The organism is Flavobacterium chungangense LMG 26729 (assembly GCF_000735715.2).
Classification (GTDB): domain Bacteria; phylum Bacteroidota; class Bacteroidia; order Flavobacteriales; family Flavobacteriaceae; genus Flavobacterium; species Flavobacterium chungangense.
This window is the reverse complement of the sequence record NZ_JASY01000003.1, coordinates 153930-173620: the sequence shown is the minus strand read 5'-3', so window position 1 is coordinate 173620 and position 19691 is coordinate 153930. Positions and strand designations below refer to the sequence as shown.

20 protein-coding genes are annotated in these 19691 nt (G+C 33.7%); 16 read left to right on the top strand and 4 right to left on the bottom strand.

What is annotated here, in order from left to right; translation table 11 throughout:
* Positions 1 to 96: 96 nt before the first annotated feature.
* Together JE46_RS08450 and JE46_RS08445 are read left to right on the top strand one after the other, a co-directional pair.
* Entirely contained in the window at positions 97 to 906 is an 810-nt protein-coding gene (locus JE46_RS08450; protein WP_031454832.1) for a glycosyltransferase family 2 protein, read from the top strand.
* 10 nt (positions 907 to 916) lie between these two features.
* Positions 917 to 1861, top strand: coding sequence for an NAD-dependent epimerase/dehydratase family protein (locus JE46_RS08445; protein WP_031454831.1), 945 nt, complete (start codon positions 917 to 919; stop codon positions 1859 to 1861).
* Here JE46_RS08445 and JE46_RS08440 read toward each other — a convergent pair.
* Entirely contained in the window at positions 1851 to 2900 is a 1050-nt protein-coding gene (locus tag JE46_RS08440; protein ID WP_031454830.1) for a glycosyltransferase family 9 protein, read from the bottom strand. The two genes, JE46_RS08445 and JE46_RS08440, sit on opposite strands and share 11 nt — an antisense overlap.
* A 120-nt stretch (positions 2901 to 3020) precedes the next feature.
* A complete protein-coding gene (locus tag JE46_RS08435) occupies positions 3021 to 3836 on the bottom strand; it encodes a 2,3,4,5-tetrahydropyridine-2,6-dicarboxylate N-succinyltransferase (RefSeq protein ID WP_031454829.1) in 816 nt (271 codons plus the stop codon).
* Positions 3837 to 4100: 264 nt separating this feature from the next.
* Between JE46_RS08435 and JE46_RS08430 the strand changes: the two genes are divergently transcribed.
* From JE46_RS08430 to JE46_RS08405, 6 genes are all read left to right on the top strand, one after another.
* Positions 4101 to 4730: a PAS domain-containing protein gene (locus JE46_RS08430; RefSeq protein ID WP_031454828.1), complete on the top strand. Its 630-nt coding sequence runs from the start codon at positions 4101 to 4103 to the stop codon at positions 4728 to 4730.
* A 153-nt stretch (positions 4731 to 4883) separates the two neighbouring features.
* Positions 4884 to 5621 (top strand): class I SAM-dependent methyltransferase, encoded by a 738-nt coding sequence (locus JE46_RS08425; RefSeq protein ID WP_031454827.1) that lies wholly within the window; start codon positions 4884 to 4886, stop codon positions 5619 to 5621.
* A 46-nt stretch (positions 5622 to 5667) separates the two neighbouring features.
* On the top strand, positions 5668 to 5913 hold the full coding sequence (locus JE46_RS08420; protein WP_031454826.1) for a hypothetical protein: 246 nt from the start codon (positions 5668 to 5670) through the stop codon (positions 5911 to 5913).
* The gene (locus JE46_RS08415; protein ID WP_031454825.1) at positions 5903 to 6184 is read left to right on the top strand and encodes a type II toxin-antitoxin system RelE/ParE family toxin; all 282 of its coding nucleotides are present in this window, start codon (positions 5903 to 5905) and stop codon (positions 6182 to 6184) included. The genes JE46_RS08420 and JE46_RS08415 overlap by 11 nt, the downstream gene beginning before the upstream one ends.
* Before the next feature lie 41 nt (positions 6185 to 6225).
* Positions 6226 to 6642, top strand: a complete 417-nt coding sequence (gene ruvX, locus JE46_RS08410) for a Holliday junction resolvase RuvX (protein WP_031454824.1) — start codon at positions 6226 to 6228, stop codon at positions 6640 to 6642.
* Positions 6643 to 6767: 125 nt separating this feature from the next.
* Positions 6768 to 8261: a malate:quinone oxidoreductase gene (locus JE46_RS08405; protein WP_031454823.1), complete on the top strand. Its 1494-nt coding sequence runs from the start codon at positions 6768 to 6770 to the stop codon at positions 8259 to 8261.
* A 46-nt stretch (positions 8262 to 8307) separates the two neighbouring features.
* On the opposite strand, the gene JE46_RS08400 is transcribed toward JE46_RS08405, so the two are convergent.
* Positions 8308 to 10530 (bottom strand): FUSC family protein, encoded by a 2223-nt coding sequence (locus tag JE46_RS08400; protein ID WP_031454822.1) that lies wholly within the window; start codon positions 10528 to 10530, stop codon positions 8308 to 8310.
* A 197-nt stretch (positions 10531 to 10727) separates the two neighbouring features.
* Between JE46_RS08400 and def the strand changes: the two genes are divergently transcribed.
* From def to mazG, 3 genes are all read left to right on the top strand, one after another.
* Positions 10728 to 11318, top strand: a complete 591-nt coding sequence (gene def / locus JE46_RS08395) for a peptide deformylase (protein WP_031454821.1) — start codon at positions 10728 to 10730, stop codon at positions 11316 to 11318.
* A 40-nt stretch (positions 11319 to 11358) separates the two neighbouring features.
* Positions 11359 to 11838 carry a DUF5606 family protein gene (locus JE46_RS08390; RefSeq protein WP_031454820.1) on the top strand — a complete coding sequence of 160 codons (480 nt, stop codon included), beginning with the start codon at positions 11359 to 11361 and terminating at the stop codon, positions 11836 to 11838.
* 96 nt (positions 11839 to 11934) lie between these two features.
* Positions 11935 to 12705: a nucleoside triphosphate pyrophosphohydrolase gene (gene mazG, locus JE46_RS08385; protein WP_031454819.1), complete on the top strand. Its 771-nt coding sequence runs from the start codon at positions 11935 to 11937 to the stop codon at positions 12703 to 12705.
* Here mazG and JE46_RS08380 read toward each other — a convergent pair.
* On the bottom strand, positions 12700 to 13386 hold the full coding sequence (locus JE46_RS08380; protein ID WP_031454818.1) for a Crp/Fnr family transcriptional regulator: 687 nt from the start codon (positions 13384 to 13386) through the stop codon (positions 12700 to 12702). The genes mazG and JE46_RS08380 overlap by 6 nt on opposite strands.
* Before the next feature lie 201 nt (positions 13387 to 13587).
* On the opposite strand from JE46_RS08380, the gene JE46_RS08375 reads away from it, so the two are divergent.
* The 5 genes from JE46_RS08375 (at position 13588) to JE46_RS08355 (ending at position 19672) form a co-directional block, all read left to right on the top strand.
* Complete coding sequence (locus JE46_RS08375; RefSeq protein ID WP_031454817.1) at positions 13588 to 15966, top strand: heavy metal translocating P-type ATPase; 2379 nt, start codon at positions 13588 to 13590, stop codon at positions 15964 to 15966.
* Between the two features lie 119 nt (positions 15967 to 16085).
* Entirely contained in the window at positions 16086 to 16277 is a 192-nt protein-coding gene (gene ccoS, locus JE46_RS08370; RefSeq protein ID WP_031454816.1) for a cbb3-type cytochrome oxidase assembly protein CcoS, read from the top strand.
* Between the two features lie 92 nt (positions 16278 to 16369).
* Complete coding sequence (gene ccoN / locus JE46_RS08365; protein ID WP_031454815.1) at positions 16370 to 18556, top strand: cytochrome-c oxidase, cbb3-type subunit I; 2187 nt, start codon at positions 16370 to 16372, stop codon at positions 18554 to 18556.
* A 7-nt stretch (positions 18557 to 18563) separates the two neighbouring features.
* Positions 18564 to 18758: a cytochrome c oxidase subunit IV gene (locus tag JE46_RS08360; protein WP_031454814.1), complete on the top strand. Its 195-nt coding sequence runs from the start codon at positions 18564 to 18566 to the stop codon at positions 18756 to 18758.
* 2 nt (positions 18759 to 18760) lie between these two features.
* Positions 18761 to 19672, top strand: a complete 912-nt coding sequence (locus JE46_RS08355; protein ID WP_031454813.1) for a cbb3-type cytochrome c oxidase N-terminal domain-containing protein — start codon at positions 18761 to 18763, stop codon at positions 19670 to 19672.
* The last annotated feature ends 19 nt before the right edge of the window (positions 19673 to 19691 follow it).

The window sequence follows — 19691 nt, the reverse complement described above, 5'->3', positions numbered from 1 at the left end:
TCTATAATACCTTTGCTGAAAAATAGTAATTAAAAAGAGAAAAGCTTGAATTAAGGTTTTTATTAATGGCTCTCCAAAGTATTTAAAAAATATAAAATGAAAATATCTGTAATAGTTAGTACATATAATGCAGAAGAATGGTTAGAAAAAGTTCTGATTGGTTACAGCGTTCAGACTACAAAAGATTTTGAATTAATTATTGCTGATGATGGCTCACGTCCCTCAACCACTGAATTAATTAATAAATACAAAAGCAATTACCCGGTTCCGATAATGCATCTTTGGCATGAAGATGAAGGCTACAGACGACAAGAAATCCTTAATGTAGCCATTGTTAAGGCAAATTATGATTTTATTTTAATGACCGATGGAGATTGTATCCCGAGAAAAGATTTTGTACAGGTTCATGCAGAATTAGCACAAAAAGGAACATTTCTTTCAGGCGGATACTGCAAACTATCAATGAAAGTTAGTAAGCTAATCACTAAAGAGGATATTGAAAACGGCAATTGTTTTGATGTAAAATGGCTAAAAAAACAAGATAAATTAGGGTTTTCTCAAACATTGAAGTTGTCTGCTGGAAAATTATTAGCATCAATTCTAGATTCAATTACGCCAACAACTCCATCATTTAACAACTGTAATTCATCTGGTTTTAAGGAGGATATGATTGCAATTAATGGTTATGATGAAAGAATGAAATATGGAGGTCCTGACAGAGAATTTGGAGAACGTCTTGAGAATTTTGGTGTAAAAGGAAAACAAATCCGACATAAAGCAATAGTTTTGCACCTGGATCATGCACGTGGTTATAAAACTCCTGAATCTTTAGCCGCAAATTTGGCCATTAGAAAAGAAGTAAGAGATAAAAAAATAGTTTGGACACCTTACGGAATTGTAAAATAATTTATTGTAAATGAAAATATTAGTTACCGGAGCAGCAGGTTTTATAGCTTCACATCTTTGTGAAAAATTAGTTTCAATGGGTCATTTGGTCTTTGGAATTGATAATTTTAATGATTATTATGATGTAAAATTAAAAGAAATCAATGCTTCTGATTTGGTAAACAAAGGCGTTACTATTTTTCGGGAAGATTTAAATTCTGATTTAAAATCGGTTTTCGAAAACCAATATGATTATATTTTTCATTTAGCAGCACAGCCCGGAATTTCTGCTGAAACACCATTGCAGGAATATGTAGATAATAATATTTATGCAACACAAAATTTATTAGATTCTGTTGTAAAGTATAATCCGGATTTAAAATTATTTGTAAATATTGCTACATCATCGGTTTATGGAAAAGAAGCCACAGTAAATGAAACAGCTATCCCAAAACCGGCTTCTTATTATGGGGTTACGAAACTTGCAGCAGAACAATTAGTATTGAGTTTAAAAATTGAAGGCAAGATAAAGGCTTGTTCAGTAAGACTTTATTCTGTTTATGGCCCACGTGAACGTCCTGAGAAATTATATACTAAACTGATTGAAAATTTATATTATGATAAACCTTTTCCACTTTTTGAAGGCAGTATTTACCATGAACGCAGCTTTACCTATGTAGGCGATATCGTTGAAGGACTGGCAGCTATCATTGGGAAAGAAGAGTTGGTAAACGGTGAAATTATAAACCTTGGAACAGACGAAGTAAATACTACACAAGAAGGAATTACAGCTGTTGAGGAAATTATGAATAAAAAATTAATTATTGATCACCACCCACCAAGAAAAGGCGATCAGTTAAAAACGGCTGCAATAATTGATAAAGCAAGGACTTTATTGAATTACAATCCAAAAGTGAGTTTGAAACAAGGTTTACAGGAGCAGGTAAATTGGTATTTTGAGAAATTTATAAACTAATTCGTTTCACAAATTCCTGTAAAGATCCTTTGTATAAATTACTATCAAATTTATTATAAAGTTCTAATGATTTACTCTTAAACTCTTTTGGATGCTTGTTTTCGTATATATCCGGAAAAAAGTCTTTCAGGTGTACTGCGATATGATTTTCTTTATCGCTCAACATGTTCCAGGACGATTTGTTTATCCATGGACTAAAAATAGTAAAGGTTTTGATATTGAGTGCTTTTGCCATGTTTACAGCGCCACCCTCATTTCCAATTAAGGCATCGCATTGTGATAAAACGGCAAGAAATGCGCGTAAACTTTTAGTGTAAAAATCAAATACAATTCTTTGTTGTGTTTGTGTTTTGCATAAATCATAAATAATTTTTGCTTCTTCTTCCTGATCAGGCATAAAATTAAAAAGTAGCTGAACGTCTTGCTCTGCAATAATGTCAAGAGTTTCGGCCATTTTTTCAGGAGGCAGGCTTTTGCTTTTCCCACTTCCTAAAACACTTATCATAATGATTTTTAATGCAGGGTTCAATCGTTCCTTAATTGCGGTTTTTGCCTGATTTATTTCGGTATGGGTCAAATAAATTTTAGGAAATATTATTTCAGTTTTAACTTTTAATAAAGCTTCGACTAATTGTAATCGATGGTAAACAGCTGAACCTTCGACATTTTTTTTCTGAATTACAGTAATAGTAAACAACAGCGAAGTATACCATTTTTTAAACCCAATTCTAATTTTTGCGCCAGAGAAATATGCCGGTAAGATACTTTCCCATTTTCCGTAAGCATCAATTACTGCGTCATATTTTTCTGGAGCTAAACTGGATCCAAAAGAAATTAGCTTAAATAAACCTTTGTGTTTTTGAGGTTCAAAAAAAACGATTTTATCAATAAATGGATTGTTTTCTACAACCGCTAAAGTATTGGGTTGGATCATGTAATGAATTTCCCAATTTGGCTGATGTTTTTTAATCGTTTCACAAATGACAGTACTTGTTAACACGTCACCAATCATTTTATTTTGAATTACAAGCACCTTCATATATTGAATCGTTTTAGTTAAGTACAAATTGCAGCAAAAATAGAAATACTTTTTAAAATAAAAATTCCAAACTCCAATCAACAGTTTGGAATTTGGAATTTAAAATATTTGAGTCTTAAATTATACGGCTACGTCATATTCGCGTAACGCATTATTTAATGAAGTTTTCAAATCTGTAGATGGTTTACGTGTACCAATAATTAAGGCACATGGAACCTGAAACTCACCAGCAGCGAATTTTTTTGTATAACTTCCAGGAATTACTACCGAACGTGCAGGAACAAAACCTTTCATTTCTACAGGAGTTTCTCCGGTAACATCAATAATTTTAGTAGAAGCAGTCAAACATACATTTGCACCCAAAACAGCTTCTTTACCTACGTGAACACCTTCAACAACAATACAGCGTGAGCCTACAAAAACACCATCTTCAATGATAACAGGAGCTGCTTGTAATGGCTCTAAAACGCCTCCAATACCAACACCGCCGCTTAAGTGTACATCTTTACCAATTTGAGCACAGCTTCCAACAGTTGCCCACGTATCTACCATTGTTCCGGCATCAACATAAGCACCAATGTTTACATAACTCGGCATCATGATAACACCACTCGAAATATAAGAACCATAACGGGCAGAAGCTCCGGGAACTACACGAACACCTTTTTCAGCGTAATCTCTTTTTAACAACATTTTGTCATTGTATTCGAAGATTCCGGCTTCCCATGTTTCCATTTTTTGGATAGGGAAATACATCACAACTGCTTTTTTTACCCATTCGTTTACCTGCCATCCGTCACCTTTTGGTTCAGCAACACGAAGTTTTCCTGAATCTAATAATTCGATAACTTCTCTGATCGCATTAGTAGTTGTTTCTTCTTGTAATAAAGCTCTGTTTTCCCAAGCTTGTTCAATTATAGTTTGTAAAGAACTCATAAGTTTAAATTTTTGGCAAAGATAGGGTATTTGTATAAAATCAAAAAGGTAAATCAATTTGAAAGTGTTATAAATATAACTTTTTGTTTTTAATTTGATAAATTCTGTTTTGTCTGAATGGGATCTGAAAATGACAATTATTTAATGTTTATTATATGATAAAAATCAGATTTGGTAATTTTTGTTCTTATTAGTTTTGCAGCACAATTTCTGATAAAAGAAAAGGAATTGAAATAATTTAAACAATCATTATAGTAAGTCAATATGAATCAGGAAAATCAGCTTCAAAACCGAATTGCAGTTATTGATAAAGAAGTCACGTGGGACAAAACACAAGTAATTATGAGTAAAACAAATGCTTTTGGTATTATAGAATATGCCAATGAAGTTTTTGTAGATGTTTCTGGTTATGAAGATTATGAACTAATGGGACAACCGCATAATATTATACGTCATCCCGATATGCCAAAAGTAATTTTCAAAGTGCTTTGGGAAAATCTGAAACAAGGAAAAAACTTTCATGCAATTGTGAAAAATTTAGCCAAATCGGGAAGGTATTACTGGGTAATTACAGATTTTGAAATTGCAAGAGATGAAAACGGAGTGATTGTGAATTATTTTGGAAGAAGACAATCCGTTCCTCAGGAGGTTATTTCTTTGCATATTGAGCCGCTTTATAAAAAGTTACTTCAAATTGAAGCAGCGAGCGGCGTTGAATTTAGTGAAAAATACCTGATTGGCTTTCTTGAAGAAAAAAAGAGAAGTTATGTTGAATATATTAAGGAGTTGATTTATGAACATGAAAAAGCGCAGTCAAAATTTGCTAATTATGAAATTAAGGCAGAAGATGAAGAAGAGGAGAGAGGTTTTTTTAGTAGATTATTCGGTAGATAATGCTACTTTATAATAAATTTTTAGTTGTTTTAAATTTGGTTAAAATCCGTTTTGAATTTTTCAGAACGGATTTTTTGCAGTTTAGGCGGTTTTATAAAAAGAGGGCTAAAATAAAAGTTATACCTTTAGGATATTGATTTAAAATTCATATTCATGAAAGATAATTTTTCAAAACAGGCAGTGGATTATTCTAAATTTCGTCCTCAATATCCTGAGGAAATGATTCAATATATAATTTCGTTTGTTGATACTAAATCGACTGCTTTGGATCTGGCTACAGGAAACGGGCAGGTTGCCCATAAACTTTCGGCTTATTTTGATAAAGTATTTGCAACAGATATAAGCCAGAAGCAACTAGACAATGCTACTCAGGCTAATAATATAATGTATAGTAAAGGATCTGCTGAGAAAACTTCTTTCGGAAATCAGCAATTTGATTTGATTGTTGTGGCACAAGCTGTACACTGGTTTGATTTTGATCCATTTTATAAAGAAATTTACAGAATATTAAAACCGGAAGGCATTTTTGCTGTCATGGGTTACGGATTATTTTCTACCAATCCGGATTCAGATAAAATCCTGAGACATTTTTATTATGATATTGTAGGCTCTTATTGGGATGTGGAAAGAAGGTATCTGGATGAAAATTATGAAACGATTCCATTTCCGTTCGATGAAATTTCGGCAGAGAAATTTCAAAATCAATTTATCTGGACTTTTGAAATATTAATAGGATATCTCCAGACCTGGTCTTCGGTTCAGCATTATATTTCAAAGAATAATCAAAATCCGATTGATTTAATTTATGATGAATTGAAAGTTTCCTGGCAAAAAAGTAATCAGGAAGTTACATTTCCATTATTGCTGAGAATTGGAAAATTAAATCCATAAGGCATAGGCAGAAAAGTTTTATATTTGTATTGTAAATGAAACTATTATGGAAGTGATTAGATTGGAATTTAAATCAGAAATTAAAGAGAAAATCTTAGAAGTATTGAGTTCATTTTCTTCTGATGAATTGAAAATTGTTGAAGAAATAACTTTTTTTGATCCTGATTTTGAGGAAAATAAGAAGAAATTGAATACTACATATGCTAAGATTAAAAATGGAACTGCAAAATTCTATACTTTAGAAGAAGTAGACGCTATGCTTGAAGAAACGATTTCAAAATATGAAAATTAGACTGCAGGAAGAGTTTTTGTTTGCCTTGGATTTACAGGTTGACTACATTTCAAAAGATAAACCAATAGCAGCCAGAAAATTTAAAAATGATTTACTGCGAAATATTAGAAAAGATCTTAAAAATCCTTTTCATTTTAAGAAGTCTCAATATTTCAACAATGAAATGATAAGAGATTATGTGTTTAAAGGTTATGTCTGTGTTTATTTTATTGATGAGTCAGAAGATTTTATTTCTGTTTTCGGATTTATAAAGCATAAAGATTCTCTTTAAGTTTCTGAAATTTACTTTCTATCTTTAATAAAAATTTAAAAATGCCCAGAATCCTTTCCATAGACTACGGACAAAAACGAACTGGAATAGCCGTTACTGATGAAATGCAGATTATTGCATCGGGCTTAACCACGATTCCAACGAATACTTTAATAGATTTCCTAAAAGATTATTTTGCAAAAGAGAAGGTAGAAGCGGTTATAATTGGTGAGCCGAAACAAATGAATGGCCAGCCATCTGAAAGTGCATCTATCATAAAAGGTTTCGTAACTCATTTTTCTAATATTTTTCCGGAGATGAAAGTCGTTCGCGTAGATGAGCGTTTTACTTCAAAAATGGCTTTTCAGACAATGATCGATAGTGGACTAAGCAAAAAGCAGCGTCAGAACAAAGGACTGATTGATGAAATTTCCGCAACGATTATGCTTCAGGACTATCTTTCTTCTAATCGTTTTTAACTTTTGAGGCAATAAATTTCACTTTATTTAGAAAAAAATATGATTTTCTAACTTTTATCATGTCGAAAAACCTTTTTTTTTGAGATTATAAAAGGTAACTTTGCATTTTTAAATAAAATAGTGTTATGCCTGACAATACAATACGTTCCAATAGTGAAGTAGTGCTTATTGGAGCTGGAATTATGAGTGCTACTCTTGGGGTAATTTTAAAAGAATTACAACCTGATATAAAGATTGAAATTTACGAAAGATTAGACATCGCAGCAGCTGAAAGTTCTGATGCATGGAATAATGCCGGAACAGGACATTCTGCTTTTTGTGAATTAAATTATACACCTGAAAAAGCTGATGGTTCTGTAGATCCTAAAAAAGCCATTAGCATTGCTGAAGCTTTTGAGGTTTCACGACAGTTTTGGTCTTATTTAGTAGAGCAAAATAAGGTGCCATCACCTGAAAATTTTATCAAAAGTGTGCCTCATATGAGTTTCGTTTGGGGTGATAAAAATGTTCAGTACTTAAAAACTCGTTATGAAGCTTTGCAGACTAATCCATTATTTGCCGAAATGTTGTTTAGTACCGATTTTGAGCAGCTAAAACAATGGATGCCTCTTGTAATGGAAGGAAGACAACCTGACGAAAAACTGGCAGCCACTACAATGGCCATTGGTACCGATGTGAATTTTGGTGCGTTGACCAGAAGTATGTTTAATTATTTAGAAAAATTAGACGGTGTTTCTTTGTATTTTAATCATGAAGTTCAAAAATTAAAACAACGTGATGATAAATCATGGAGAATTAAAATAACTGATTTAGGGTCTGGCCAAAAAAGAAAAGCATATACTAAATTTGTATTTATTGGTGCGGGTGGTGGCTCGTTGCCATTACTGGAAAAAGCCAATGTACCAGAAGGAGATGGTTATGGAGGTTTCCCGGTAAGTGGGCAATGGTTAAAATGTACAAATCCGGAGGTTATCGCCAAACATCAGGCAAAAGTATACGGAAAAGCAAGTGTTGGCGCTCCGCCAATGTCGGTTCCTCACATTGATACACGTGTAATTGATGGTGAAAAAGCATTACTTTTTGGACCTTTCGCAGGATTTTCAACCCGTTTCTTAAAAAATGGATCTTATTTAGATTTACCATTATCTATAAAAGCAAATAACTTAATTCCGATGCTATCAGCGGGATTTAATAATATTCCGCTAACAAAATATTTAATTGAGCAGGTTCGTCAGTCTCCAAAAGACAGAATTAAGGCTTTGCGTGAATATTTGCCATCAGCAAGATCTAAAGACTGGGTTCTTGAAAAAGCAGGTCAGCGAGTTCAGGTGATCAAAAAAGGTGAAAACGGAGGTGGGGTTTTAGAGTTTGGAACAGAAGTTATTAATACGCATGACGGAACATTAGCCGTTTTATTAGGAGCATCTCCAGGAGCTTCTACAGCAGTTTCGATTATGGTTGATTTAATTGGAAGATGTTTTTCAGATCAAATTAAAACGCCGGAATGGGAAGCAAAATTAAAAAACATGATTCCTTCCTACGGGCAAACTTTAAACGATAAGCCAGAGCTTTTAACAGAAATCAGAAAACAAACTTCAGAAGTTTTAAAGTTAAAATAATCAGTTAAATTTTCTGTTTACTAATATATCAACAAATCCAGATGAATTAATCTGGATTTGTTGCTTTAATCTCTTTTGTAATTTTTAATATTTTTTCGGATAAATTGCTCATCCAGATTAATTGCTCAATAACCAATTGAGCCTCCTGCATTTTTGCCTGCCTTGTTTCTTTGTCCAGTTCTTCATCTGTTGCTAAACGAGTGAAGTTTTTACGTTTCATTTCTTCAAATTGTAAGGTAACATCTTCTTTGTCAAAAAAAGTATCTGTTATAATAGTTTCGTTCCTTAAAATTGAAACGGCATTATCTAAATTAGAAAGAATTGTTTTTATGATATAGTTGAATGATTCTGATGCTGAAGTGGTTTGATGTAATTGAATATAGGTGGATAAGGAGGTTAACGAAGATAATAATGAATGGTTTAAAACCACCAGTTTGTTAACTTTAGGCAGTAATTTTTGTTTTGATTTTGGCTCTTGCATCATTCTCTGAAAAGAAGTCATTAAGTTTCCGATTTCAATAAAAGTGTGTTTTCTCGCTAGTCTGTATGAAGTGGGTACTTCACCTTTTTTATTATAAAAATCTGCAATTTCTTTAAGATATACACGGTTGGCTCTAATCGAATTTTCAACATGTATCGGAGTATTTATGAATTCCCATGCCGGCCATAAAAATTGATTCGCTAAAAATGCCAAAATTGCTCCGGCCAGGGAATCCAGAATTCGAAACTGAATTACTTCAACTACATTTGGAACCAGAATACCGTAAATGAAAACGACATACATCGTAACAAAAGTAGCACTAATCTTATAATTTTTTTGAGCGTACGATAAGCCAAGAAGCATACAAACAATAGACAAAAGACTCAAAGCGAAATGATTCTGTATAAGTGAAACGATTCCAAACGCAAGTAATCCTCCTAAGATAGTTCCAAAAATACGATTATAAGAACGCTCTTTCGTAAGGCCATAACCCGGTCTCATAATTACAACGATTGTAAGCAAAATCCAATATACATTTTGAAACGGAAGAAATTTTCCAATAATAAAACCAATCAAAATGGTAATAGTCAGTCGCAGAGAATGTCTGAAAATGGATGAAGAAAAACTTAAATTTTCTGTCAGGGTGCGGAGAGGATAATATTGAGGTGTCAGGAATTTTTCTAATTCTTTATCTTTTTCTTTTAATTTATAAGACTGCATGGCAAGTGAAAATGCACGCTGTATGATTTTAATTTTCCCTACCTGATTTTTTGCATATTTCAGCATGTTGGTCAGCATTAGAACGCCTTCTGCAGCATCTTCTTTTCCTAAGGTTTTTTCGTAATCAAAAATGGCAAATTCAAGAGCGTCAAGTTCATTTTTTAAATCATTTTTATCAATATATTTCGTGATGTGATGTACGTTTTTGGAAAGTTTTTTTAAAGTAGAAGCCAGTTTATAGGCCACATTTTGATAAGTCCGTAGAACATTTGGATGCTTGTCAAATTTTTCATGGAGTTTACTATGGTCAAAAGAAGTATATAAGGCTAATTCCTGAATTTCAACCAAAGTAATAAAAACCAACAGCATTTTTCGGTTTTGACTGCTTCCTACCGTAGCAGTTTGGTTACCAAATAATACTTCACGTAAATCTTCATGAATCTGATTAAGTTCAACCTGAATGGTTAATTGTTTTTCGATGATTACTTTTCTGTCGGCTTCAGGATTCCATAAATCGCCTCTTAGTTTTAGATATTTTGCTGTTAATCGTATTCCGTCAGCAATTTGAAGTTCAATATATTTATAAGGCTGTGCAAAATGAAATAGCAGGGATACTACTAAATACAATATTCCTCCGGTAAAAATATAACATGAATAGTACACAGCTTCCATCCCCTGATGCAAATGACCGAATGACAATGAAATAGAGAGTAAGGCCGAAAACGAAACCAAAGTTGCCCGCTGTCCATACACCGAAATCATAGAGCATAAAAAAAGTAATATTGCCAGAAAGGGATAAAATAAGTAAGGAAATGGATAGGCCAGATTTACTAATAAATTCACTCCTGAAACGATAAATGAAGTAACAACTAATCCTTTTATTTTATGACTGAGCGTACTTGGAATGTCGCTGGGGTAGGTGTAAAAAGCACCTAATGCAATGGTAAACCCAATTTCAAAATGTCCAAGAAAATTCAAAATTAAAACAGGCACTACTGATGCAATAGTTACTTTTGTGGCGTTTAAAAAGGAAGTACTGTTGGTAAATTTTGCAATACGATCTAGCATATAAATGGGTTTAAAGCAAAGGTAAGAATTGTACGAATCAATTTGGCATAATTATAGCTTTGATTTTGAAGAGCAGGTTAAAATTGATATTTAATATTTATTTTTAAAATGTTGATTGACTTTTTTTACTATTTTTGCCTGCTGAATTCATTGAATTAATTAGTGTTTTCAATAGATAAATACATAAAAAAATAGAAATGATTTTACCAATTGTAGGATATGGTGATCCAGTTTTAAGAAAAGTGGGTGAGGCAATTACGCCAGATTATCCAAGCTTAAAAGAAACTATAGCAAACATGTATGAAACCATGTACAATGCTTACGGAGTGGGACTTGCCGCACCGCAGGTAGGTATGCCTATTCGTTTGTTTGTAATTGATACAAGTCCTTTTAGCGATGACGAAGATTTACCATCTGATGAACAGAAAGATTTAAAAGGATTTAAAAAAACTTTTATTAATGCAAAAATTGTTAAAGAAGAAGGTGAAGAATGGAGTTTTAACGAAGGGTGCTTAAGTATTCCTGACGTTCGTGAGGATGTATACAGAAAACCTACTGTAACAATAGAATATTGTGAAGAGGATTTTATAATGAAAACCGAGGTTTTCGAGGGTTTGATAGCAAGGGTTATTCAACATGAATATGACCACATTGAAGGAATTTTATTTACGGATAAAATATCATCTTTAAAAAAGCGTTTGATTCAGAAGAAACTAAAAAATATTACCGAAGGCAAGACTTTTCAGGAGTACAGAATGAAATTTGCTGCCGCAAAAAAAGGAAGATAATTATAATACACCAAATTCTTAATACTATAATTTAATAAACATGAATTTAGAGAAAATTTTAGCCATTTCTGGCAAACCGGGTTTATATGTGTTGAAAGTGCAAACTCGTACAGGTTTTGTGGCAGAATCATTAACAGACGGAAAAAAAATCACGGTAAACTTAAAAAGTAATGTAAGTTTATTGTCTGAAATCTCTATTTACACTTACGAAGGCGAAAAACCTTTAACAGAAGTAATGCAGCGTATTGCTGTTAAAGAAAACAAAGGTCAGGCAATTTCGCATAAAGAAGATAATGCAAAACTAACAGCTTATTTCAAAGAAATTTTGCCGGAATATGATGAAGAGAGAGTATATCCATCTGATATTAAAAAGGTATTAAATTGGTATAACACGCTTCAGGCAAAAGGGTTAGTTACGGATGAAGCTCCTGCTGCAACTTCAACGTCAGAAGAAATAGCTGCTGAAGAACCGGTAAAAAAAGCTCCTGCCAAAAAAGCAAAAGCTAAAAAAGAAGAATAGTAGTTTTTACATTCAAATATATTGATCCTGTTAAGATATTTCTTAGCAGGATTTTTTACTTTTACAGTATTCGGTTACCACAAAAAAACTTCAAAAATGAGCAAAGAACTTCAGCTTAAAGCTTTCGAAAGATTATTGATTATAATGGATGAACTGCGTGAGCAATGTCCGTGGGATAAGAAGCAAACGTTGCAGACCATAAGGCATCTGACAATTGAGGAAACTTACGAATTAGGCGATGCTATTTTGGATAATGACCTGAATGAAGTTAAAAAAGAATTGGGAGATTTATTGCTTCACATAGTTTTTTACGCTAAAATAGGATCAGAAACAAATGACTTTGATATTGCAGATGTATGTAATGAAATCTGTGACAAATTAATTCACCGTCATCCTCATATTTATAGTGATACTGTTGTAAAAGATGAAGAAGAAGTTAAACAAAACTGGGAAAAACTAAAGCTCAAAGAAGGTAAAAAATCAGTTTTGGAAGGTGTTCCGAGAAGTTTGCCTGCGTTAGTTAAAGCAAGCCGAATTCAGGATAAAGTTAAAGGTGTAGGTTTTGACTGGGAAGAACCACATCAGGTTTGGGATAAGGTACAAGAAGAGCTGGAAGAACTGCAAGTTGAAGTTAAATCCGGAGATCAGGATAAAATTGAAGCCGAATTTGGTGATGTTTTATTTTCGATGATCAATTATGCAAGATTTCTGAATGTAAATCCCGAAGATGCTTTAGAACGCACCAATAAAAAATTCATTAAACGTTTTCAGTATTTAGAAAATAAAGCGGGAGAATTAGGAAAGCCTTTAATGGATATGACTCTGGCAGAAATGGATGTGTTTTGGAACGAAGCCAAAAAACTATAATTGTTCAGCTAGTTTTTTTAAGGAATGTATGTTTTTTAGCACGATTTTTTTGCCAACCAATTCTATAAATTCCAGTTTATTAAAGTCAGATAATAATCGGATACAGCTTTCTGTAGCAGTCCCAATCATACCGGCAAGTTCTTCTCTTGTGAGCTGAACTTTTAGTGTTTTATCTGTGTTTTCACCAAAAGCATCATGAAGATGGAGTAGGGTCTCTGCTAAACGTTGTTTTACGGTTTTTTGCACTAAGGCAATTTTATCGTTTTCAGAGTCTTTCAAATCTTCACAAACAGATTGCATCAGGTTCATAGAGAATTGATTGTTATTATTAAAGAAATGGATGATTTCAGATTTCGGAATAAAACAAACTTCCATGTCTGCAATTGCTTTTGCTGATAAATTTGCGGGTTCGTTGCTAATCATCGAGCGTTGTCCCAAAAGTTCTCCTGATTTGACCAGTTTTACAATTTGGTCTTTTCCGTTGGCACTTAATTTAGAGAGTTTTCCAATGCCGTCTTTCACACAAAAAACACCATTTGTGACTTCACCTTCTTCAAAAATAGCTTCGCCTTTTTTTATTTTGTGAGTCGTTTTACTATTAGCCAATTTGACAACTTCCTCTTTATTAAGCGCTTTAAGAGAAGAAAGTTGTCGTACGATGCATTGGTCACATTTGTTCATAGCAAAAATATTTACAGCAAAATTAATTAATAATCGCTTTCATAGGTGATAATATTTCTGAAAATACACTAAAGAAAACCATTCTTAATAATTTACTTATTTATTTTCTCAATTGAATATTGTATTTCATTGCGACATGATAAATGTCATAGTTATAGCCGCTTCTTATTTTGAATATTTGTTGTATAAAATAAATAAGTTATGAGCGGGCAGAGTTGTTTTCATTGTGGACTTACAATTGCTAAAAATGAAGTAATCAATTTTGATGAAAAAAAGTTTTGCTGTAGTGGCTGTAAAACAGTTTACGAAATTTTTAGTCTTAATGATTTAACCTGCTATTATGATTTTGAAAAATCTCCGGGTGCTACCCCACAGGACATTCAGGGAAAATATGACTTTTTGGACAATGAAGCTATTATCTCAAAAGTTTTAGAATTTCAGGAAGGAAATACTTCTATTGTTTCTTTAAATATTCCGCATATTCATTGTAGTTCATGTATTTGGCTTCTTGAAAATCTTAATAGATTACAGCCCGGCATAAGTGCCTCCCAGGTTAATTTTCCGGAGAAAAAAGTCCGCATTACATTCAATTCAGAAGCAGTTTCCCTTAAAGCAATTGTTTATCTGCTGAGTTCAATTGGTTACGAACCTTATATTAGTTTAGAAAACTATGAAACAGGAAAGACCAAAGTAGACAGAAGTTTAACCTACAAACTAGGTGTTGCTTTTTTCTGTTTTGGAAATATAATGCTATTGTCATTTCCCGAATATTTTGAGATCAGAGAGTTCTGGCTTGATAATTACAAACCGTTTTTCAGACTTTTGATTTTTGTTTTGGCATTGCCAAGTTTTCTCTATTCAGCGAGTGGTTATTATGTTTCAGCTTATTATAGTATTAAAACGAGAATGCTAAATATTGATATTCCAATCGCTTTGGGGATTATCGTGATGTTTATTCGTAGTTCTTATGATATGCTAATGGATCATGGTCCTGGCTTTTTTGACAGTTTGGCGAGTTTGGTTTTCTTTATGCTGCTCGGAAAAATGTTTCAGACAAAAACCTATAGTTTTCTGAGTTTCGAAAGAGATTTTAAATCGTATTTCCCAATTGCAGTTACCAGAATCAATTCTAATACATCAGAGGAAAGTGTGCCGATTTATGATGTTTTAAAAGGAGACAGATTATTAATTCGAAATCAGGAGTTAATTCCTGTTGATGGAATATTGATTAGTGAGAAAGCTGAAATAGATTATAGTTTTGTAACCGGAGAAGCAATTCCGATTACTAAAAAATCAGGAGACAAAGTATTTGCCGGAGGAAAACAAATTGGAAAAGTAATCGAAATGGAAGTGCTGCATTCGGTTTCACAAAGTTATTTAACACAGTTATGGAGTAATGAAATTTTTCAGAAAAAAGTTGATCAAAAGCATAAAACGATAACAGATGCAATAAGCCGGTATTTCACTCCAATCTTACTGCTTATTGCATTTGCCGGTTTTGGTTATTGGATATTCATTGATGCAAATACAGCTTTTAATGTCTTTACAGCGGTTTTAATTGTAGCCTGCCCTTGTGCACTGGCATTGACGGCACCGTTTACTTTCGGTAATATTCTCAGAATAATGGGTAAACAAAAAATGTATCTTAAAAATGCTTTGGTAATTGAACAGCTCGCAAAAGTAGATACCATTGTTTTTGATAAGACAGGAACTATTACAACCAATAAAAAATCAAATATTGTATACGAAGGAAATGCGCTATCTGATGAAAATTATATACTGATTAAAAATGTGCTTCGGGCATCCAATCACCCTTTGAGCAGGATGTTATATGATTTTCTGCCGGAAGTAAAAAGAATTAAAATGGATGCATTTGAAGAAATTACCGGAAAAGGGATTTTAGCTTCTTTTGAAAATAAAACCATCAAAATTGGCTCGGCATCTTTTGTTGAAAGTACTAATGATACTAATGAAATAGAAAAAACAGCTCTTCATATTGCGATTGATGAGATATATTACGGAGGGTTTAATTTTCAGAATCAGTATAGAGATGGCCTTGAAACGTTATTTTCAACCTTAAGCAAAAGTTATCAAATAAAAGTTCTTTCCGGTGATAATGATGGAGAAAGAGCTAACCTGGAAGCTATTCTGCCAAAAGACACAGAATTGATCTTCAATCAAAAACCGGAACAAAAGCTGGAATTTATTAAAAAACTGCAGGAAAAAGGGCAAAATGTAATGATGGTTGGAGACGGCCTGAATGACGCAGGCGCTTTAGCCCAAAGCAACGTTGGAATCTCAATATCTGAAAATGTAAATGTATTTTCTCCGGCTTGTGATGCTATTCTGGATGCCAGTGAATTTTCACGATTGAATTACTTTTTAAAGTTATCTCACAAATCAATCAGGATCATTAAAATGAGTTTTGTTTTATCGCTCCTTTATAACATCGCAGGGCTTTCATTTGCCGTTACAGGAAACTTGCTTCCGTTAGTGGCTGCGATCATTATGCCGTTGAGTACCATTACAATTGTGAGTTTTGTAACGCTGATGAGTAATTTTTACGCGAATAAAAAATAAAGCACTGGTAATTAGTGTTTTATTTTTGTTTTGACATTCTTTTAAATTTTTTGACCATGATAATTATCATATTTTAATAGGCATCAACACTCTAATTTTGTTACTATAAATTTAAAGATATGAGTGTTATTTATCTACTAATCTCGGTAAGTATTTTTGTTGCAATTTGTTTTTTCATTGCCTTTATAGCAGCTGTCAAATCCGGACAGTACGATGATGATTACACTCCCTCGGTCAGAATCCTCTTTGATGATGAAACCAAAATTACCTCTCAAAATAATAATTTACCAATCGAAGAAAAACAAGTTTAATTATGAAATGAGCAAAATAGAGTTCATCGTAAAACCATAACGATATGCTAGTTGCATATAACCAATAAAAAATAAAAAAAAATCAACAACTTATGGAAATGGAACAATTTTACTACGACAACAAAATCGTAAAAAAATTCATTTATGCTACCATTCTTTTTGGGGTGGTAGGTATGTTAGTGGGGCTGACCCTGGCGGTTATGTACCTTTTTCCCAATATGACCGACGGGATTTCGTGGCTTAGTTATGGTCGTTTAAGACCTTTGCATACCAATGCAGTCATTTTTGCCTTTGTAGGAAATGCTTTTTTTGCCGGGATGTATTATTCGCTGCAAAGATTACTGAAAGCCAGAATGTTCAGTGATTTTTTGAGCAACCTGCATTTCTGGGGATGGCAGCTTATTATTGTTGCTGCTGCAATTACGTTGCCATTAGGTTATACGTCTTCAAAAGAATATGCTGAATTGGAATGGCCTATTGATATTGCAATTGCGTTAATCTGGGTGGTAATGGGAATCAATATGATAGGTACAATGATTCGTCGTAGAGAACGTCATTTATATGTAGCGATTTGGTTTTATCTGGCAACATTTGTTACAGTTGCAGTTTTGCATATTTTCAATAATATCGAAATTCCGGTTTCAGGATTAAAAAGTTATTCTGTTTACGCAGGTGTTCAGGATGCTTTGGTACAATGGTGGTACGGGCATAATGCGGTGGCATTTTTCTTAACGACTCCATTCTTAGGATTGATGTATTATTTTATTCCTAAAGTGGCCAACCGACCTGTATATTCTTATCGATTGTCAATCATCCACTTTTGGTCTTTAATCTTTATTTATATCTGGGCGGGACCACACCATTTATTATATTCTGCTTTGCCAAACTGGGCACAGAATTTGGGTGTAGCATTTTCAGTTATGCTGATAGCGCCGTCCTGGGGAGGTATGATCAACGGATTATTAACCTTAAGAGGTGCCTGGGATAAAGTTCGTGTAGAGCCGGTATTGAAATTCTTTGTAGTAGCCATTACAGGGTACGGAATGGCAACTTTTGAAGGACCAATGCTTTCTTTTAAAAATGTAAACGCTATTGCACATTATACAGACTGGATCGTAGCGCACGTACACGTAGGGGCTTTAGCCTGGAACGGATTTATGTCTTTCGGTATTATTTACTGGCTGATTCCACGAATGACCAAAAGTCAATTGTTCTCTACGAAATTAGCGAATTTCCATTTCTGGATTGGAACTTTAGGAATTATCTTGTATGCTTTACCAATGTATGTTGCAGGTTTCCAGCAGGCATCGATGTGGAAACAATTTAATCCGGATGGTACTTTGACTTATGGAAACTTCCTTGAAACTGTTACAGCCATTATGCCATTGTACTGGATGAGAGCTATAGGTGGAAGTTTGTACTTAATCGGAATGCTGACGCTGGTTTACAATATCATCATGACAGTTAGGGCAGGTAGTACAATTGAAGACGAATTGGCTCAGGCTCCTGCCTTGCAGACTATTAAAAGCGGCAGAATAAGTGGAGAGAAATTCCATTCATGGTTAGAGAGAAAACCGATTCAGTTAACCATTTTGGCAACCATTGCGATTTTAATTGGAGGTATTATTCAGATTGTTCCAACGATTATGGTAAAATCGAATGTTCCAACCATTTCAAGTGTAAAACCATATACGCCTTTAGAACTGGAAGGCCGTGATTTATACATTAGAGAAGGCTGTGTGGGCTGTCACTCTCAATCGGTTCGTCCTTTCAGAAGCGAGGTAGAGCGTTATGGACCACAGGCCAAAGCAGGAGAATTTGTTTACGATCATCCATTCTTATGGGGATCAAAACGTACAGGTCCCGATTTGCAGCGAGTAGGTGGTAAGTATAATGATAACTGGCACTTTAACCATATGTGGAATCCACAGAGTACATCTGCAGGATCAATTATGCCGGGTTATAAATGGCTGTTTGATAACAAACCATTGGATATCTCCTTAATCGAAAAGAAAATGAAAGTTATGGTTACGCTAGGAGTTCCTTATTCAGAAGCAGAAGTTGCTAATGCGCAGAAAACATTGAGAGATCAGGCTCTTACTATTGAAAAAAGTCTTGAAAACGATCCTGATTACGTAAAAAGTTATGAGGATAGCAGAAAAAGAGCTGCTGCAAAAGGCGAAAAATTTGTTCCTATGAACGAAAGAGAAATTGTAGCCCTGATTGCTTACATACAAAGACTTGGAACTGATATTAAGGTAAAAGAAACTTCAAAATAACAGCATTATGTTTGAACAGATAAAACACAATATGGAAACCATATCGGGTATAGAAATTTACCCGATTCTTTCTCTCCTGATTTTCTTTTTCTTTTTTGTAGGGCTGGGACTTTGGGTGTTCTCTTATAAAAAAGATAAAATTAATGAAATGAGTCAGATACCCTTGGCTGATGGAAGTAGTTTAATTTTAAAAGATAAATAAAAATGAAAAAGTTTTTCCCAGTATATGTTAGATTACCATTGGTTTTCTTTATCGTATTTGCTTTGATGGAATATTTTATAGACTCAGGTGACAGGCCAGCTTTTATTAAATACCCAATGGTCTCCGTCTTTTTATTTGTCTTTTTGTTTATTTTGATTGCTATCGAAATTACATTAAGTGCTGTAAACCGCGTAATGTACCAATTATTGTCTCCCGAAGAAAAAGAAAAACTGGCATACGAAGAAAGTCTGAGTTTGCAGGAAAGTACATGGTACAAGAACTTAATGCACAAACTTACCAAGACAGAACCAATTGAAAAAGAAGGTGACTTGTTGATGGATCATGATTATGACGGAATCAAAGAATTAGATAATAATTTGCCACCATGGTGGGTGTATTTATTCTATATCTGTATCGTTTTTGGAGTGTTTTATGTTTTCTATTACGATGTTTTTGGTGGAGACAATCAGGAAATGGAATTGAAGAAAGAAATGGCTCAGGCAAAAATTGAGGTAGAAGAATATCTAAAAACAGCTCCGGATCTTATGGATGAAAAAACAGTGGTTCTGCTTACAGATGAAGGAAGCTTAGCTGCCGGAAAAGAAATTTTTACCACTAATTGTGCAGCCTGTCACAGGGCAGACGCAGGAGGGCAGATTGGTCCTAACTTAACAGATGATAAATGGATTTTGGGTGGCGGAATTAAAAATGTTTTCCATACCATTACCAATGGAGGTCGTGACGGAAAAGGAATGGTTTCATGGAAAACGAACGGTATGAAACCAAAAGAAATTCAAAAAGTAGCAAGTTATATTTTGTCTTTGCAGGGAAGTAATCCAAAAGATGCAAAAGAAGCTGAAGGAGAAGTTTGGGTAGACGAAAGTGCTCCAAAAAATGATGCAGCAGCAAAATAAAACAACAGATAGTACAGCA

Bases quoted from the DNA above. Each gene is read 5' to 3' on its own strand.
- JE46_RS08360 (WP_031454814.1), top strand. From the start codon at position 18,564: ATGTTTGAACAGATAAAACACAATATGGAAACCATATCGGGTATAGAA.
- JE46_RS08355 (WP_031454813.1), top strand. From the start codon at position 18,761: ATGAAAAAGTTTTTCCCAGTATATGTTAGATTACCATTGGTTTTCTTT.
- JE46_RS08435 (WP_031454829.1), bottom strand. From the start codon at position 3,836: ATGAGTTCTTTACAAACTATAATTGAACAAGCTTGGGAAAACAGAGCT.
- JE46_RS08380 (WP_031454818.1), bottom strand. From the start codon at position 13,386: ATGAACAAATGTGACCAATGCATCGTACGACAACTTTCTTCTCTTAAA.
- JE46_RS08390 (WP_031454820.1), top strand. From the start codon at position 11,359: ATGAATTTAGAGAAAATTTTAGCCATTTCTGGCAAACCGGGTTTATAT.
- JE46_RS08415 (WP_031454825.1), top strand. From the start codon at position 5,903: ATGAAAATTAGACTGCAGGAAGAGTTTTTGTTTGCCTTGGATTTACAG.
- JE46_RS08375 (WP_031454817.1), top strand. From the start codon at position 13,588: ATGAGCGGGCAGAGTTGTTTTCATTGTGGACTTACAATTGCTAAAAAT.
- ccoN (WP_031454815.1), top strand. From the start codon at position 16,370: ATGGAAATGGAACAATTTTACTACGACAACAAAATCGTAAAAAAATTC.
- JE46_RS08440 (WP_031454830.1), bottom strand. From the start codon at position 2,900: ATGAAGGTGCTTGTAATTCAAAATAAAATGATTGGTGACGTGTTAACA.
- JE46_RS08430 (WP_031454828.1), top strand. From the start codon at position 4,101: ATGAATCAGGAAAATCAGCTTCAAAACCGAATTGCAGTTATTGATAAA.
- def (WP_031454821.1), top strand. From the start codon at position 10,728: ATGATTTTACCAATTGTAGGATATGGTGATCCAGTTTTAAGAAAAGTG.
- JE46_RS08420 (WP_031454826.1), top strand. From the start codon at position 5,668: ATGGAAGTGATTAGATTGGAATTTAAATCAGAAATTAAAGAGAAAATC.
- mazG (WP_031454819.1), top strand. From the start codon at position 11,935: ATGAGCAAAGAACTTCAGCTTAAAGCTTTCGAAAGATTATTGATTATA.
- JE46_RS08425 (WP_031454827.1), top strand. From the start codon at position 4,884: ATGAAAGATAATTTTTCAAAACAGGCAGTGGATTATTCTAAATTTCGT.
- JE46_RS08450 (WP_031454832.1), top strand. From the start codon at position 97: ATGAAAATATCTGTAATAGTTAGTACATATAATGCAGAAGAATGGTTA.
- ccoS (WP_031454816.1), top strand. From the start codon at position 16,086: ATGAGTGTTATTTATCTACTAATCTCGGTAAGTATTTTTGTTGCAATT.
- JE46_RS08445 (WP_031454831.1), top strand. From the start codon at position 917: ATGAAAATATTAGTTACCGGAGCAGCAGGTTTTATAGCTTCACATCTT.
- JE46_RS08400 (WP_031454822.1), bottom strand. From the start codon at position 10,530: ATGCTAGATCGTATTGCAAAATTTACCAACAGTACTTCCTTTTTAAAC.
- JE46_RS08405 (WP_031454823.1), top strand. From the start codon at position 6,768: ATGCCTGACAATACAATACGTTCCAATAGTGAAGTAGTGCTTATTGGA.
- ruvX (WP_031454824.1), top strand. From the start codon at position 6,226: ATGCCCAGAATCCTTTCCATAGACTACGGACAAAAACGAACTGGAATA.